1 protein-coding gene is annotated in these 451 nt (G+C 67.2%); it reads left to right on the top strand.

Annotated elements, in window-relative coordinates; translation table 11 throughout:
• On the top strand, window positions 1–451 hold a 451-nt coding region (locus A9K58_RS18775), incomplete at both ends, for a tyrosine/phenylalanine carboxypeptidase domain-containing protein (protein ID WP_155760546.1).

Genomic DNA, 451 nt, shown 5'->3' with positions numbered 1-451 from the left:
ATCCAGAGCTGGTGTCCAAGGCCGCTGCCGGACCGACCCGCATCCGCCTGCGCACCAGTGCGCGCTTCAGTGCCTACGACCGCGCGCAGCTGTTCCACCACGAAGCGCTGGTGCATTCGCTGACCGCCTTGAATGGCCGCGAACAACCGGTGCTGCCCAGCCTGGCGTTGTCCTCGCCGCGGGTGACGGCCACCCAGGAAGGGCTGGCCACCTTCGCCGAACAGATCACCGGCAGCATCGACATCGAGCGCCTGAAGCGAATCAGTCTGCGCACCGAAGCGATCGCGATGGCCCGCGAAGGCGCCGACTTCATCGAGGTGTTCCGCTACTTCTGCGATGCCGGGCAGAACGCCGAAGAGAGCTTTGCGTCGGCACAGCGCGTGTTCCGTGGGGTGCCGCCGAGTGGCGGCCTGGCCTTCACCAAGGACACGGTGTACCTGCGCGGCCTGGT

This window comes from Stenotrophomonas maltophilia (assembly GCF_001676385.1).
Classification (GTDB): Bacteria; Pseudomonadota; Gammaproteobacteria; order Xanthomonadales; family Xanthomonadaceae; genus Stenotrophomonas; species Stenotrophomonas maltophilia_J.
Note: the sequence above shows the minus strand (reverse complement) of the source record. Positions and strands in the feature narration are given on the sequence as shown.